General features: G+C 38.0%; 14 protein-coding genes and 1 pseudogene. 10 read left to right on the top strand and 5 right to left on the bottom strand.

Annotated elements, in window-relative coordinates; all coding sequences use genetic code 11:
* Positions 1 to 2: 2 nt before the first annotated feature.
* The 4 genes from argC to fahA form a co-directional block, all read right to left on the bottom strand.
* Complete coding sequence (gene argC / locus FUA48_RS16350; protein WP_147584524.1) at positions 3 to 980, bottom strand: N-acetyl-gamma-glutamyl-phosphate reductase; 978 nt, start codon at positions 978 to 980, stop codon at positions 3 to 5.
* The gene (locus FUA48_RS16345; RefSeq protein WP_147584523.1) at positions 973 to 2,166 is read right to left on the bottom strand and encodes an argininosuccinate synthase; all 1,194 of its coding nucleotides are present in this window, start codon (positions 2,164 to 2,166) and stop codon (positions 973 to 975) included. The genes argC and FUA48_RS16345 overlap by 8 nt, the downstream gene beginning before the upstream one ends.
* Positions 2,166 to 2,789: a GNAT family N-acetyltransferase gene (locus FUA48_RS16340; protein WP_147584522.1), complete on the bottom strand. Its 624-nt coding sequence runs from the start codon at positions 2,787 to 2,789 to the stop codon at positions 2,166 to 2,168. The genes FUA48_RS16345 and FUA48_RS16340 overlap by 1 nt, the downstream gene beginning before the upstream one ends.
* A 534-nt stretch (positions 2,790 to 3,323) precedes the next feature.
* A complete protein-coding gene (fahA, locus tag FUA48_RS16335; RefSeq protein WP_147584521.1) occupies positions 3,324 to 4,610 on the bottom strand; it encodes a fumarylacetoacetase in 1,287 nt (428 codons plus the stop codon).
* A gap of 112 nt (positions 4,611 to 4,722) precedes the next feature.
* Between fahA and glyA the strand changes: the two genes are divergently transcribed.
* The 3 genes from glyA (at position 4,723) to FUA48_RS16320 (ending at position 7,000) form a co-directional block, all read left to right on the top strand.
* Positions 4,723 to 5,997, top strand: a complete 1,275-nt coding sequence (glyA, locus tag FUA48_RS16330) for a serine hydroxymethyltransferase (RefSeq protein WP_129750992.1) — start codon at positions 4,723 to 4,725, stop codon at positions 5,995 to 5,997.
* A 70-nt stretch (positions 5,998 to 6,067) separates the two neighbouring features.
* Positions 6,068 to 6,400, top strand: a complete 333-nt coding sequence (locus tag FUA48_RS16325; RefSeq protein ID WP_147584520.1) for a hypothetical protein — start codon at positions 6,068 to 6,070, stop codon at positions 6,398 to 6,400.
* Between the two features lie 165 nt (positions 6,401 to 6,565).
* The gene (locus tag FUA48_RS16320) at positions 6,566 to 7,000 is read left to right on the top strand and encodes a hypothetical protein (RefSeq protein WP_147584519.1); all 435 of its coding nucleotides are present in this window, start codon (positions 6,566 to 6,568) and stop codon (positions 6,998 to 7,000) included.
* 117 nt (positions 7,001 to 7,117) lie between these two features.
* On the opposite strand, the gene FUA48_RS16315 is transcribed toward FUA48_RS16320, so the two are convergent.
* On the bottom strand, positions 7,118 to 7,690 hold the full coding sequence (locus tag FUA48_RS16315; protein WP_147584518.1) for a pentapeptide repeat-containing protein: 573 nt from the start codon (positions 7,688 to 7,690) through the stop codon (positions 7,118 to 7,120).
* A 134-nt stretch (positions 7,691 to 7,824) separates the two neighbouring features.
* Between FUA48_RS16315 and FUA48_RS16310 the strand changes: the two genes are divergently transcribed.
* The 7 genes and pseudogenes from FUA48_RS16310 to FUA48_RS16280 all read left to right on the top strand — a co-directional run bounded on the left by FUA48_RS16310 (position 7,825) and on the right by FUA48_RS16280 (position 14,362).
* Positions 7,825 to 8,256, top strand: coding sequence for a hypothetical protein (locus FUA48_RS16310; RefSeq protein WP_129750995.1), 432 nt, complete (start codon positions 7,825 to 7,827; stop codon positions 8,254 to 8,256).
* A gap of 35 nt (positions 8,257 to 8,291) precedes the next feature.
* A complete protein-coding gene (locus FUA48_RS16305; protein ID WP_147584517.1) occupies positions 8,292 to 8,873 on the top strand; it encodes a Crp/Fnr family transcriptional regulator in 582 nt (193 codons plus the stop codon).
* 57 nt (positions 8,874 to 8,930) lie between these two features.
* The gene (locus FUA48_RS16300; protein WP_147584516.1) at positions 8,931 to 9,383 is read left to right on the top strand and encodes a DoxX family protein; all 453 of its coding nucleotides are present in this window, start codon (positions 8,931 to 8,933) and stop codon (positions 9,381 to 9,383) included.
* Between the two features lie 119 nt (positions 9,384 to 9,502).
* On the top strand, positions 9,503 to 10,231 hold the full coding sequence (locus FUA48_RS16295) for a DUF2092 domain-containing protein (protein WP_205729421.1): 729 nt from the start codon (positions 9,503 to 9,505) through the stop codon (positions 10,229 to 10,231).
* A gap of 16 nt (positions 10,232 to 10,247) precedes the next feature.
* Positions 10,248 to 11,294, top strand: a pseudogene (locus tag FUA48_RS16290) (DUF6515 family protein).
* A gap of 218 nt (positions 11,295 to 11,512) precedes the next feature.
* Complete coding sequence (locus FUA48_RS16285) at positions 11,513 to 12,577, top strand: DUF481 domain-containing protein (protein WP_147584515.1); 1,065 nt, start codon at positions 11,513 to 11,515, stop codon at positions 12,575 to 12,577.
* 342 nt (positions 12,578 to 12,919) lie between these two features.
* Entirely contained in the window at positions 12,920 to 14,362 is a 1,443-nt protein-coding gene (locus FUA48_RS16280) for a sodium:solute symporter family protein (RefSeq protein ID WP_240732502.1), read from the top strand.
* Positions 14,363 to 14,461: the final 99 nt, after the last annotated feature.

Here is a 14,461-nt window from a genome sequence, read left to right as displayed (position 1 = left end):
AATTAAAAACCTGTTGCCTTAAGCTGTAGTCCGGTGGTTTCCTCCAGACCGAACATCAGGTTCATGTTTTGTATTGCCTGCCCCGAAGCACCTTTTACAAGATTGTCTATTACTGATGTTATTAAAAGATAATCGCCTTTTTGCTCCAGGCTTATAAAGCATTTGTTGGTTTGTACGGCCAGTTTCAGGTGAATACTATCAGTAGTTATCCTAACAAAAGGTTCATTACTGTAAGAATCTGTATACAGTGTTGTAACCTCGTCAAAACTTCTGCTCACTTTGGTATAGAGTGTCGCAAATATCCCACGGGTAAAATCGCCACGGTTTGGTATGAATAATACTTCCTGATCAAAACCGTTTTGCAGCTGTCCAAGGCTTTGTATGATTTCGCCCATATGCTGATGCTCAAAAGCCTTATAGTGTGACATGTTACCAATACGCCACGGGTGGTGTGAAGTAGCTGATGGCTGAACCCCTGCACCTGTACTGCCTGTAGTAGCATTGATGTGTACTGCATTATTAAGCAAACCATTTGCGGCTAATGGTAATAAAGCCAACTGTATTGCTGTGGCAAAACAACCGGGATTAGCGATATACTGGGCTGATTTAATCTGGTTCTTATTCAGTTCCGGAAGACCGTAAACAAAGCTTTTGCTATTGAAGGTAGCATCTTTCTCCAAACGGAAATCGTTTCCTAAATCTATTATCCTTGTGCTTTCTGAAAAGGCATTGGCTTCCAGAAAAGCGATTGATTTACCATGTCCTAAACAAAGGAAAACGACATCTACATTTGGGTTAACTGTATCGGTAAAATTAAGCTCAAGGTCGCCATACAAATCCTGGTGTACACTTGCTACCGAACTACCCGCATTTGTAGTGCTGTAAACAAAATCAATATTTGCCTGCGGATGGTTTGCCAGCAGTCGTAACAGTTCGCCTGCCGTATATCCTGATCCGCCTATAATACCAATGTTAATCATAGCTTTCTCCGTTTACCTGTGCATAAATGTTTTGCGCGTTGCCTAATATCTTGATAAAGCCTTTGGCATCATCCGATGTCCATGCATTGTTAACTTCCCCATATTGCCCGAACTTGGTGTTCATTAAATCGTGTGCCGACTCAATACCGTCAAGTGTAAAATGATAAGGCTTAAGGCTTACTGTTACTGTACCTGTAACTGTTTTTTGAGTGTCTTCTAAAAACGCCTCTATGTTTCTCATTACAGCATCAAGGTATTGCCCTTCATGGAAAAGCATTCCGTACCAGTTGCCCAGTTGCTCTTTCCAGTACAGTTGCCACTTACCAAGCACATGCTTCTCTAAAAGGTGGTGTGCCTTGATGATTATAAGCGGTGCTGCGGCTTCAAACCCTACACGCCCTTTAATGCCTATTATGGTGTCGCCAACATGTATATCCCTGCCTATAGCAAAGGCAGAAGCCAGTTCTTCAAGCTTTTGGATATTAACCGAAGGCTTGTTAAATTCATTGTTGATACCTGTAAGTTCGCCTTTTTCAAAATGAAGCACAACTTTTTCAGGTTGTGTTTTTGTTAAAGGAGAAGGGTAGGCCTCTTCCGGTAACGGTTGCGATGAGGTTAGCGTTTCCTTACCGCCCACGCTCGTACCCCATATACCTTTGTTAATGGAGTATTGTGCTTTTTCCCAGCTGTATTCCACACCGTTTTGCTGCAGGTAAGCCACTTCTTCCTGACGCGTTAGCTTAAGGTCACGTATAGGGGTAATGATGGTCATTTCCGGAGCGATAGTCTGAAATACCATATCAAAACGAATCTGGTCGTTACCTGCGCCGGTACTACCGTGAGCAATAGCTTCGGCACCTACGCTTTTTGCATATTTTACCGTTTCCAGTGCCTGGAAAACCCTTTCAGCACTTACCGAAAGTGGGTAGGTATTGTTTTTAAGCACATTACCATACACAAGGTATTTAATGGCTTTTTCATAATATTTATCTATAATGTCAAGGTTTACGTGGTTCGCACTGCCCAATTCGTAAGCCCTTGTCTCGATACCGTTTAATTCTTCAGGAGTAAAACCTCCTGTATTGATAAGTATGGTATGTACTTCATACCCAAGTTCATTTTTTAGGTACTTAAGGCAGTATGAGGTATCAAGGCCGCCGCTGTAGGCTAAAACTACTTTTTTCATTATACTTTTTCTTTTTTAAGGAAAAGTGCCAGCTTTATGTTTTTTAGCCTTAACAGCACTTTTTTGTTAAACGTGTATTTTTCTTCTGTTTTCTTTTTTGCCGGGTCATACAGCATACCGGTACAAAGGCACATTTTGTACTCTTTGCGTTCCAGTATGTCAAAATTTGAGCAGCCACGACATCCGTTCCAGAAACTTGGATCATCTGTAAGCTCGCTAAATGGTACAGGCTTATACCCTAAATCAGAGTTGATTTTCATTACGGCAAGGCCTGTTGTAATACCAAATATCTTTGCTCCCGGATATTTTTCCTGAGAGTATTTAAATACTCTTTCCTTTATCTTTTTTGCAAGGCCAAGCGCTCTGTAATCAGGATGTACAATAAGCCCTGAGTTGGCCACAAACTTCCCGTGTGACCAGCTTTCGATATAACAGAAACCTGCAAACTTACCATCTACAGTGGCTACAACCGCATCGCGGTTTTCCATTTTCTTCATAACATACTCAGGGGTTCTGCGGGCTATACCTGTACCTCTTTGTATGGCAGAAGCATTTATGGTTTCGCATATCTCTTCTGCAAACTTGTAATGCTCTTCATGAGCTATCACGATAGATATATTCATTTCAGTACTAATAGAAATAAATTAATATATAATCAATAAAATAAACCTTGGAAAAGAACCGGACGGACCGGAACATAGTAATATTGCAGACCTTACGGCCTGAAACGTCGTCGATTCTGAAAAGAATTAAGATTGCTGATAAAAGAACGGCCTTTTGACTGAGACCTTAAAAAAACAGAGTTTGTTTTCAATTCAATTAAAAATAAAGTTAATACTAAATAAAGGGTGCTCTAAATGAGTCGGTATTATCATACCAACCGTATTATCCGGTAGTTTAACCGGATAGGAGCTTGACCCTTAGGGAGTTTAGTATTAAAAATATTTTTATTCATCGTTGCAAATGTATAACTAAATTTAAACGATGGTTGTTAATTTTTTTGTTAAGCCTTTATTTTTAAGTAATAAATGATAAAAAGGTTTTTTGATTTAATATTTGAAATTTTTTTTAGGGTAAAATTTTTAAATATTAATTTTTTTAGCTTTAAAAAACAAAGGTAGTTATAAAAAAGCCCCTCGATTGAGGGGCTTTAAGTATTATTTCTTGCTGAAAGGCGGCAATAATTTGCTGCTTACCTCACCAAAGCCAATTCTTATATTATCGTTTTGACAGTAACCACGCATAATTACAGTGTCTCCGTCTTCAATAAATTTACGCTCTGTACCGTCGCTTAATTTAAGCGGGTTTTGTCCGCCCCATGTAAGCTCAAGCATAGACCCGAAGCTATCAGGAGTTGGGCCCGAAATTGTACCACTACCCATTAAGTCGCCTGAGTTAACACGGCAACCGTTTACTGTATGGTGAGCAAGTTGTTGTGCCATGCTCCAGTACATATATTTAAAGTTAGAGTTAGATATTACAGTTTCACCACCATTTTCAGGAGCGATTGCTACCTGTAGTTTAATGTCAAAAGCATGCTCTCCTTCCTGCTGTAAGTACTCTAACGGCTTAGGGTCGTTTTGCTCAGGACCTGCAGCACGGAAAGGCTCAAGGGCATCAAGCGTTACTATCCACGGAGATACTGAAGAAGCAAAGTTCTTGGCAAGGAATGGCCCTAGCGGCACATATTCCCATTTTTGTATATCACGTGCACTCCAGTCGTTAAACAGTACCATACCAAAAATATGGTCTTCTGCCTCATCAACAGGAATAGGTTCTCCCATAATATTAGCATCTGTAGTGATGAAAGCCATTTCCAGCTCAAAGTCAACACGCTTAGAAGGGCCAAATACCGGTTGTGTTTCTCCCGGAGGAAGTGTTTGCCCGTTTGGACGATGAACCGGTATGCCCGAAGGTACAATGGTAGAGCTTCTGCCGTGGTAACCTACAGGGATGTGAAGCCAGTTTGGTAAAAGTGCATTATCCGGGTCGCGGAACATTTTACCTACGTTAGTAGCGTGCTCGCGGCTTGAGTAGAAATCGGTATAATCTCCGATAAGTACGGGAAGCTGCATTTCCACATCTTCTATATTAAAGATAACGACCTCTTTATGTTTATCGTTATCTCTTAATTCTGGGTTATTGCTGTCAAAAATATCTGCAATACGATTTCTTACAAGGCGCCATGTCTTTTTTCCGTCAGAAATAAAGTCATTTAGCGTGTCCTGCATAAACATGTCGTCTGTAAGTTCAATACCTTCAAAGTAGTTTAATTGCTGCAGTGCACCTAAGTCTATCGCATAATTACCTATCCTTGTTCCTATCGTTATTACATCATCTTTTGTTATGAAAACGCCAAACGGAATGTTTTGTATAGGGAAATCGCTGTCTTGTGGTACATTAAGCCACGATTTTCTGGATGGGTCGTTTGCTGTTAATGTCATATCTGTATGTTTGTGTATTATTTTGTTTTTCAAGTATCAAATATACTTTGCTATATCGTTTTGACAAACGATTTTTTGTATTTTTGACGGCAAATTAACGAAAAAATATAAAATGCAACGCGACGAACAAATTTTCGACCTGATTCTTGAAGAGCAGGACAGGCAGATAAACGGACTGGAACTTATTGCATCAGAAAACTTTGTGAGCGACCAGGTAATGGAAGCAGCAGGTTCTGTACTTACTAATAAATATGCTGAAGGGTATCCCGGAAGAAGGTATTATGGCGGATGTGAAGTAGTGGATGTTATCGAGCAGATAGCTATAGACAGAGCGAAAACCTTGTTTGGTGCTGAGTATGCAAACGTGCAGCCGCACTCAGGATCTCAGGCTAATGCTTCTGTTTTCCATGCGTGCCTTAAGCCAGGTGACAAAATTTTAGGTTTTGACCTTTCTCATGGTGGTCACTTGACTCACGGTTCTCCCGTAAACTTTTCAGGAAGGTTATACAACCCGGTATTCTACGGAGTAGAAAAGGAGACAGGAAGACTTAATTATGATAAAATACAGGAAGTAGCTACTAAAGAGCAACCTAAAATGATTATTGCAGGTGCTTCGGCTTATTCCCGTGATATGGACTTTAAACGTTTCAGGGAGATTGCAGACAGCGTAGGAGCTATACTTCTTGCTGATATTTCTCACCCTGCAGGGCTTATTGCAAAAGGACTTTTAAGCGACCCTATACCTTATTGCCACATTGTGACTACTACAACTCACAAAACGCTAAGAGGGCCAAGAGGTGGTATGATACTTATGGGTAAAGATTTTGAAAACCCATGGGGTATTACAACTCCTAAAGGAGAGGTAAGAATGATGTCATCTTTACTTGATGCTGCCGTATTCCCGGGTAACCAGGGTGGGCCGTTAGAACATATTATCGCTGCTAAGGCTGTTGCTTTTGGTGAAGCTTTAAGCGATGAGTTCTTCCGTTACACACTTCAGGTACAAAAAAATGCTAAAGCAATGGCTGAAGCTTTTGTTAAGAGAGGATATGACATTATTTCCGGAGGTACAGATAACCACATGATGCTTATCGACCTTAGAAACAAAAATATTACAGGAAAAGAAGCTGAGAACGCATTAGTGAAAGCTGAAATTACTGTAAACAAAAATATGGTTCCTTTTGATGATAAGTCTCCGTTTGTAACATCAGGTATCCGTGTGGGTACAGCTGCAATCACTACACGTGGTTTAGTTGAGGCTGATATGGAAACTGTGGTAGACCTTATTGATAGGGTGGTTATGAACCATACTAACGAAGAAGTTATTGAAGAGGTAGCTGATGAGGTAAATGCAATGATGGGTGAAAGACCAATTTTTGTATTCTAATACAGAAGCATAATAGATATTAAAAATCCCTCCCGAAACGGAGGGATTTTATAATTAATATTGATTCTTTATGAAATTTTTTAAAAAAATTATCCTTACAATTTTTGTGCTAGCATTTTTTTATGGATTAGCATCTATAGGTGAATATTATGTGGATATAAAAACATCAGAAGAAATTAATAAAATAAAGGGAAACCCTGCCTTTACATATGCTAAAGTACTAAAAAGATATAAGTATAAGGGTTGGAACATAAAAGTTGAATATATAGTTGATGGTAAACTATATGTAGCCAGTGAGGAAGTTGACATTTTTGATTCTGTAAAAGAAGGAGATAGTGTAAAAGTAGAGTACTGTAAAGGAAATCCCGAATTGATGATAACCCAATTTAATAAAGAATATTAATCCCTCGAAACGGAGGGATTTTTTTTGTAAAAAAGTTGAGGTGTGCAGTTCGTCGGTTTTATATTGATTTTACCATAATTAAATGATTTAGTGATATTTCACGTACTAAATATTTCTTAATTTTATTGTCAGGAAAACTGAATATCAACCAAAACCAAGGGAGTTATGAGAAAGTATTACATCTTTTTGATACTATTATTTTCGCTAGCTGCCGCCAATGCCCAAAGTTTCGGTAATTCTGAAATAAGGGTAGACGGCACTTACGATATTAATATGCTTATTTATGGCGTATGGCTGCGGCAGGGCACCACAGGAAATGTTACCATGCGCTTTAACCAAACCCCCGAAGGTATAACCACTGCCGTAAACATGGTTAAAAAAATGCTTGCCGATAACGGTAAAAGCATGGAAAGCCCTGATATTTTTAACAGCTTTGAAGGAAGTGACCTTAACCGAAAGGATTCCGGAAAAATGCATTACTCCATACAGGCAGGAAATTCACGAATAAATGAGGGATGGATTCTGGAAGACGGATCTGTTTTACAGTTGCTGTTTGGAGCCTGTAATTATGAGGTGAACATTATAAATGCCTATAAATAAAAAAGACCCGTGGGTGGAAGCCCCTGGGTCTTTAAATTGTTGGTCCATAACATGACCAGCAATGAGCGGCAAATGTATTGCTAATATTTGATTAACACTACAAAAATCTGCTTTATTTTACTTTACTATTATCTCATGTTTTGTGAGCAGTCCCTTAAGTCCTGATTGTGAAAATATTGCCCTTTTCAATTTATTCTTTTCAGGGTCTATTGTAAAGTTATAACTGCTGTAAAAATCGGTTTTATTAGCAATTGTATCCATAAAAACACTTTTATGCAGGTCACAATTGTCAAAAATGGCTCCGGTTAAGTCGGCACTCATAAAGTCGGCGGCAATAATTCGGCAATCTGTAAACACGGTACTTTTCATTTTCAGGGTATAAAATTTGGCATAGTCAAGTATACAATCCTTAAACTCAAATTTGAACAGCAGCGAATCTACCATAGCAAAGTTTACTCCGGTAAAATCACACCCGGTAAACATCACATCCCTCAACGATACATAGTTTATCCTGGCTTCGGTAAAATTGCAGTTTACAAATTCACAGTCAATAAAAGCTACGCCTAAGTAATTACATTCTGTAAAATCGCAATTGGTAAACGTACAGCGCTCAAAATCTTTATACATAATATCGTCAGTGCCAAATATCTTGTCGGTAACCTGTAAGTCGAGTATGTAGTTTGAAGACATAATGTGGGTTTTAGCGAAGCAAGTTAGTGAATAGCGGTTTTTAAGAAGCCGTATTTTGTGATTTTATTAAAACAAAGACATTTTATAATGGCTAACTTAGTGATACTTAATTAGTAACTAAATAAAAAAGAATCATGAAAAAAACAGTATTCACACTTTTATTTTTACTTAGTGTAGCATTTGTACAGGCACAATCTTTTGGAGCGTCAGGACTTAGTGTAAGAGGGAACTTTTCTAATGCTAAAGATTACCAAAAGTGGTTTAGGATAGGCAATACAAACGATGCCACTATGAAGTTTGAACAAACCGAGAAAGGTATTGACGAAGCTGTAGCTACAATACAGCGTATGTTAGTTGAAAATAACCTTGATGTTGGCAGACCGGATGTTTATAAGAGTGTAAAGGTAGAAGGGACAGGTAGCGATACCGCAAGACTAAACAGATTAATAATGTCAGGTGATGCAAGGGTTAATCTTGCCTGGTTTGCGCCCGACGGATCTACATTACAACTTTTCTTAGATAAAAACAGTTATGAGGTTAATGTAATGAATGCCTTTAAGATGTAATAAATATGTACCTTAGGCTCTCTTAATAGGGAAGTATGGATTCATTACAAAAATTGCGTCAGGTTGTTTTTAGCCTTCATCCTTTGCCGGATATGGAATGGGAACAGTTTGCCGAAATACTTCAATACAAATCATTTTACAAAGGAGATTTCCTTATAAGCGAAGGAGAGCAGGAACATAATGTTTACTTTTTACTGAAAGGTACCACGCGTAATTACTTTAACCGTGACGGAAAAGAATTTACGGTTGCCTTTCATTTTGAAGGTGAGTTTGTTACTGCTTTCTATTCGTTAATAACCTCAAAACCCAGTGTGGTTACTATCGAATTCCTTGAGGATGCACATGTAATAGCTATACCCTATAATAAACTACAGGAATTTTATACCGGTTCTTTTAACGGGGCTACCGTAGGCAGAAAAATGGCAGAAATACAGTATGCCAGGCGACTTGAAAAAGAAATGGAGCTCCTTTCGCTTACAGCAGAAGAGCGGTATGCCCGATTATTGAAAAAGAATCCTAAAATAGTAGCTTCTGTTTCGGTAAAACATATTTCTTCCTATTTGGGTATACAACCGGAAAGTCTTAGCCGTATAAGGAAACAATATTCTCGAAACTAACATACATCATTTTTAATGTAGTACGGTAGCCTCAATTTTGCTTTAAAAAGTAAAATTATGGATGTTGTTATAGTACTATCGGTGTTTTTTGTTTTGAGTGCCCTGTATTTTAAGCTTGTAAAGAAAACTTATAAATGGAAGGTTAGTGGTAACATAGCCATGTGTGCCATGCTTATGTTTACAGCTATAGGCCATTTTTTGTTTACCAAAGGTATGGGTATGATGCTGCCTCCTTTTATTCCGTATAAAGAGTTTGTGGTTTACCTTACGGGAGTTATGGAAATAGCATTTGGACTTTTGTTATTGTTTCCAAAATACAGGAAGCGAACAGGAATAATACTTATAATTTTCTTTATTCTTATCCTTCCGTCTAATATTTATGCAGCCCTGCATCATGTCAATTTAAAAACTGCCGACTTTAGTGGTAACGGACCTGTGTACTTATGGTTCAGGATTCCTTTACAGTTGTTTTTCATCTGTTGGGTTTACCTGTTTTCGATAAAGAAATAAGAGTTTTCTTGTTTTAAAACAATTCTCTGTTGTTAGTATAATTTTTTGTTAAAACGATTTGGGTAGATGTTAAATATCTGATAATTAGGTATATTTAAGTAACAATTAAATCACCCATTATGATAAGAAAATTATTACTCTTCGTTTTCTTTATCCCTTTTACTGTATTTTCTCAAAAGGTTAAAGTGGATTCTGTAGCGGTGCTTGTTTTAGACAGAATGAGCGATGTTATAGGTGAATTAGGTTCCTGTAGTTTTAATCTGACTACTTCGGTTGATGAGAAAGGCCTTTATGGCCTTGAAAAGAAATTCTCTAATTATGAAGTGTACTTTAAAGGGCCTTCTAAAATGCTTGTGCAGGCCCGTAGCGACGATTTTCATAAAGGATACTGGTATAATGGCGAACACATGGTATATTATTCCTATAAAGAGAATAACTACTCTGTAATAGATGCTCCCGATTCTACACTGGTAATGATAGACAGAATTCATGAAGATTATGAGATAGAGTTCCCTGCTTCAGATTTTTTCTATCCTGCAATTACAGATGATATACTGGAAAACTTTCCTACAATAGCTTTCTTGGGCAGTAAAAATATACATGGACAAAACTGTTTTCACATTCTTGCAGACAACGACAAGATGACTTTTCAGGTATGGATATCGGATGATGCCCTAACCCTGCCTTTAAAGTTTGCCATAACATATAAGGATAAGGAAGGAAGCCCGCAATACCTGGCATCTTTTTCGGATTGGAAACTTAATCCCGATTTGCCGGATGTCTTATTTGAATTTATCCCGCCACCGGGCTCCCATGAAATAACTATCTTATCAAAAAACGAACAGTAATTAAAAGCTTTATCCCATGGAAACACTATCAAACAAAACGTTAAGGTATGTAGCAGCCATGATTATGGCTTTAGTACTATTTTTTCCATTTGAAATGGAAGCCCAGAGAATACCACACAGATCCGGAGGCGGTGGAGGAGGAGGAATGGCCCACAGGAGTGCACCCTCCAGAAGTGCCCCGTCAAGACAGGCCCCATCCAGAAAAGCACCTACTAGGCAGGCTCCGTCCCGATCAACACAGCAGGCACATTCACAGCCTAAACGAACCATTAACGGAGGTAGCAGAAAATCGCCCGACAGAAAGTCTACTACCAATCATAATATCTCTTCAAATAACAGAGGGGGTGATAATAAGATAGGTAACAATAACGACAGGAATTCCGGTAACAGAAACTCAGGTAACAGAGGTAATAATTCCGGTAATAGGGTAAATAACTCAGGCAACAGAGGAAATAATAATAATGTAAACATTAATATTGATAATAGTAAACACTATAATCATATTAATAACAGGAATACGGTAGTTCGCTCTAACAGGGCAGCATATGTAAGGCCGCCTTATCGTTATGGCGGTTTTGGTTTTTATGCTTACAGACCATACTATTATCATCCTTTCCGTCCGTTTTATTGGGGACCTGTATGGCATCCGTGGGGTTATTTTGTAGCGTCACTGGCCACGACTGCAATTATTATTTCTATAGAAAATCAAAAGTACCATTACGATCAAGGGGTGTATTAAGTAGAGAGCGACGGAGGTTATACCGTGGTTCAGGCTCCCGTTGGTGCAACCATAAAAGTCCTCCCTGAAGGATCGGAAACCGTTACGGTAAACGAAACCACAAACAACTATTATTACGGTGGTACCTATTATGAAAAATCAGGTGATGGTTATACTGTTGTACCTCCCACAGCAGGTACTATTGTAGAACATCTTCCTGAAGGTGGGGAAGAAGTGAGAATGGGCGACCAAACCTATGTTAAATATGGCGAAACTTATTATCAGCCTGTTCAGATTGATGGTAAGAATATGTACGAGGTAGTAGATGCTAAAGAGGAAAAGTAAGGTGTAAGCATTGTTTCTATATATTTTTATTGTAATTTTTTTCTTTCATTACACAGTAATTAATTTTTTGTTAAAGTAGTATTTTATTTGTTAAATAGTGAATTTTAATACTTACATTTAATATGTAGATTAATATTACTTACTGTTTAAAAACGGTAATGTAAAGGTGTTAATAAGACTAGGAAAATAGAAGAAGTTTTACCCCACAAAACAAGCTGATGACCCACACAAAAAATTGGCTTAACAGTATTTCCCTACATTTACGTATAGCCCTTATAGGGTTTGTATGGCTGTGTAGTTATGGAACCGGTTATGCACAGAACGATACTATAATCCTTAAAAATAAGGACAGACTTATTGGTGAAATAAAAGAAATGGACAGAGGTGTCCTTATTATTGAAACCGATTATAGTGATAGTGATTTTAAATTAAAATGGATAGATATTAAAAAGCTTTCCAGCGATCAAACCTTTTTAATTACATTAAAAGAAGGAAAGAGAATTAACAGTAAGCTGCAAATGGACTCTATTAACGGGGGCAGGGTAGTTTTACATGACATTATTACAAAAGACTATATCTATACAACAATAGATGATATAGTGTATGTAAAGTCTGTTAAACAGGGCTTTGTATCCCGTTTAGATGCGTCACTGTCTATAGGGTTAAACCTTACGCAAAGTAACAACTTTAAACAGTTAAGTGTAAGGAGTACTTTAGGGTATACAGCAAATTACTGGAGTGTTGCAGGAAGCTATAATGCCATAAAAACACGGCAGGACGAAAGCGAAGATATTAATCGTACGGATGCCAGTCTTGGTCTTAAATATTTTTTTAACCATGATTATTTTATAAATGTTTCTTCAGAAATATTATCCAATAATGAGCAGCAGCTTAAATTAAGGGTTACTACTAAAGCAGGTGTTGGTAAATATTTTGTACATACAAACAGGGTTTACTTTGGTAGTGCAGTAGGTTTGGCATGGAACAATGAAAGGTACGAAGAGGCTTTAGGCACTAACCGAAACAGTGCAGAGGCTTTTGTGGGAATGGAACTGAATATGTTTGATTTTAAAGATTTTAGCCTGCTTACCAATGCTGTTGTTTATCCGAGTTTAACGGAGTCTCGCAGGGTGAGGAGCGATATTAAACTGGATGTAAAATATGATTTGCCTCTTGACTTTTTTATAAAGATGGGAGCAACCTATAACTATGATAAAAGGCCGCCGGAAGGGGCCAATAAAGAAGATTATGTTTTCCAGGCTACTTTTGGCTGGGAATTATAATAATTTGTGTTAGTTTTTATAAGGCACCCCGATATGAAAATATCGGGGTATTCTTTTTTCTAATCCTTTTTAAATCAGAGTTGTAAGAATGCTTGTGATGATTTAATGCCAGATTAGGTTTTTTTAGGCGGGTCTAAAATTGTATATTTGCTGATATTCAATGGTTTTAAGGAATTGCATATCGCATTCTGCAGCCCTTCAGTCCTTATCTATATTACCATAAAATAAATTTTCTGTGTGGTAATAGGGACTTATTGCAAAAGGGGCTATTAGCTTAAATAGTATTAACACAAAGGGGATTATTTATACATCCTGAGGATTAACACATATAACACTTACATAATGGAAATTCACATTATTGATTTAGTAATATTTATTGTTTATCTGGTTGCCATGCTTGGGGTAGGATTCTACTTTATGGGGCGTAACAAATCAAAAGACGATTACTATGTGGGAGGCAGGAACATGTCCGCCGGGCATATAGGCCTTTCGGTAGTAGCTACTGATGTTGGCGGAGGATTCTCGATAGGTCTAGGAGGGCTTGGTTTTATGATGGGGCTTTCGGGAAGCTGGATGCTGTTTACCGGCCTTTTAGGGGCTTGGTTAAGTGCAGTACTGTTAATACCTAAGGTTTACCCCATAGCAAAGGAAAATAAGTTTTTAACCTTTCCGCAGTCACTGGCACATCATTATAATACTAAGGTAGCTCTTATAGCAGGATTTATTTCGCTTATAGGGTATGTAGGTTTTACCAGTTCACAAATACTTGCCGGAGCAAAACTGGTAGAAGCTACTTTTCCGTCGGTATCCATAAATATGGCAGTACTTATAATGGGAGTTATTGCTGTGGTGTATACGGCTGTAGGAGGAATTAAGGCAGTTATTTATACCGATACCATCCAGTGGATAATATTAATGGGCGGACTTATATTTATAGGGATTCCAATGGGATATGTATACATAGGTGGTTGGGAAGCTATTAGTAAAACGGTACCTTCCGGTTTTATGTCGTTAACCAATGTGTCTTTTGTACAGCTGTTTAACTGGTTTATTACCATAGTACCTATATGGTTTGTGGGTATGACACTCTATCAGCGAATATTTGCTTCCAGAGATGTAAAAACAGCTAAAAAGGCATGGTTTGTTGCCGGATTGTTTGAATGGCCTATAATGGCGTTTATGGGCATCGCTTTAGGGTTGTTTGCCAGGGTAGGTTATGAGCAGGGATTATTTGAAGCAATAGGTTATGCTCCCGGAACTCACATTGATCCCGAGCTTGGACTTCCGTTATTTTTAAGGACGATATTACCTGTTGGGTTAATGGGACTGATGCTGTCAGCATACTTCTCGGCTATTATGTCAACAGCCGATAGTTGCTTAATGGCTGCATCGGGTAATTTTACTACCGATATACTGGAATACTTTAAGGGAACCCGAAAGTTCGGGCATATAAAATACTCGCAAATAATAACTCTTGTAATTGGTGCACTAGCTATAATTTTGGCAACCAATATGCGAAATGTGCTGGAGCTGATGCTTTACTCTTATGCATTTATGGTTTCGGGGTTATTAGTACCTGTATTAGGTACTTTACTGCTCAAAAAACCATCGGCAAAGGCGGCAGTGGCAGCCATGATTGTAGGCGGACTCACAACGCTTGTTTTAATAATAACACAGGTGAAACTGCCATTTGCCCTTGATGCTAACTTTTTTGGTATAGCGGCTTCGTTTGTTTCGTTTATGTTGGTGCAGTATACCAGCAAGCTAAAAGGTGTTATGGCTTAAATAACGATTATGAATTTAAATTGATAAAGTCCCGTATATAATACGGGATTTTTTTTGTATATAAAAATGTTAAAAAATTTTACATAAAATACTATCTTG

The organism is Flavobacterium alkalisoli (assembly GCF_008000935.1).
Classification (GTDB): domain Bacteria; phylum Bacteroidota; class Bacteroidia; order Flavobacteriales; family Flavobacteriaceae; genus Flavobacterium; species Flavobacterium alkalisoli.
The sequence above is the reverse complement of the archived record's forward strand: the minus strand, read 5'-3'. Positions and strand labels throughout refer to the sequence as shown.

What these genes read in the sequence shown, in the direction of transcription:
- argC (WP_147584524.1), bottom strand. Translation starts at nt 980, where the DNA reads ATGATTAACATTGGTATTATAGGCGGATCAGGATATACGGCAGGCGAA.
- FUA48_RS16345 (WP_147584523.1), bottom strand. Translation starts at nt 2,166, where the DNA reads ATGAAAAAAGTAGTTTTAGCCTACAGCGGCGGCCTTGATACCTCATAC.
- FUA48_RS16340 (WP_147584522.1), bottom strand. Translation starts at nt 2,789, where the DNA reads ATGAATATATCTATCGTGATAGCTCATGAAGAGCATTACAAGTTTGCA.
- fahA (WP_147584521.1), bottom strand. Translation starts at nt 4,610, where the DNA reads ATGACATTAACAGCAAACGACCCATCCAGAAAATCGTGGCTTAATGTA.
- glyA (WP_129750992.1), top strand. Translation starts at nt 4,723, where the DNA reads ATGCAACGCGACGAACAAATTTTCGACCTGATTCTTGAAGAGCAGGAC.
- FUA48_RS16325 (WP_147584520.1), top strand. Translation starts at nt 6,068, where the DNA reads ATGAAATTTTTTAAAAAAATTATCCTTACAATTTTTGTGCTAGCATTT.
- FUA48_RS16320 (WP_147584519.1), top strand. Translation starts at nt 6,566, where the DNA reads ATGAGAAAGTATTACATCTTTTTGATACTATTATTTTCGCTAGCTGCC.
- FUA48_RS16315 (WP_147584518.1), bottom strand. Translation starts at nt 7,690, where the DNA reads ATGTCTTCAAACTACATACTCGACTTACAGGTTACCGACAAGATATTT.
- FUA48_RS16310 (WP_129750995.1), top strand. Translation starts at nt 7,825, where the DNA reads ATGAAAAAAACAGTATTCACACTTTTATTTTTACTTAGTGTAGCATTT.
- FUA48_RS16305 (WP_147584517.1), top strand. Translation starts at nt 8,292, where the DNA reads ATGGATTCATTACAAAAATTGCGTCAGGTTGTTTTTAGCCTTCATCCT.
- FUA48_RS16300 (WP_147584516.1), top strand. Translation starts at nt 8,931, where the DNA reads ATGGATGTTGTTATAGTACTATCGGTGTTTTTTGTTTTGAGTGCCCTG.
- FUA48_RS16295 (WP_205729421.1), top strand. Translation starts at nt 9,503, where the DNA reads ATGATAAGAAAATTATTACTCTTCGTTTTCTTTATCCCTTTTACTGTA.
- FUA48_RS16285 (WP_147584515.1), top strand. Translation starts at nt 11,513, where the DNA reads ATGACCCACACAAAAAATTGGCTTAACAGTATTTCCCTACATTTACGT.
- FUA48_RS16280 (WP_240732502.1), top strand. Translation starts at nt 12,920, where the DNA reads ATGGAAATTCACATTATTGATTTAGTAATATTTATTGTTTATCTGGTT.